Here is a 548-nt window from a genome sequence, read left to right on the forward strand (position 1 = left end):
AATCGCTTCGACCAATCCTTCTACATCTCGCTCATCATGGAACAAGTGTGTAGAGATACGAAGCGCGTACGTGTCGTGTCCATCATCTTTGTACAGCTTGAAGTTCGTTGTACGGATGATGTAGCCATATTCTTCACGCAGACGGTCACGGAACTCAGTCAGGATTTCTTCGTTCGTCACATCATAAAATGGGTTGAACGTCGTTAATCCACTCGTCAGCCCTTCCACATTTGGCGAGAACATTTTCGCATGTGGCAGCACGTCTTGGAGTGAGGTTTTACATTGGTCACTCAACGTTAGAATGCGGTCTTGGATTCGGTCACGACCAATCTCATCCCACATTTTGCAGCTATCAGCCAGAGCTTGTTTAGCTGGGTAGTTGTCGTTACCAATGTACTGCATTTGGATTTGCTTACCTAAGTAATCCGCATGAGAAAGCGACGAGTTTATCAACCACAATGGATTTTCACGGTCGCTCCAGTATTCGTTCAAACGATTACCGTTGTCGCGCACGTATAAAATGCCTGTTGCGCCCGGGCCACACTGCC

1 pseudogene is annotated in these 548 nt (G+C 47.3%); it reads right to left on the reverse strand.

The features are described from left to right. Positions 1-548: pseudogene (locus R7190_RS29875) on the reverse strand (aminotransferase); the annotation flags it as partial.

The sequence above is a fragment of the Vibrio sp. 1078-1 genome (genome assembly GCF_033340475.1).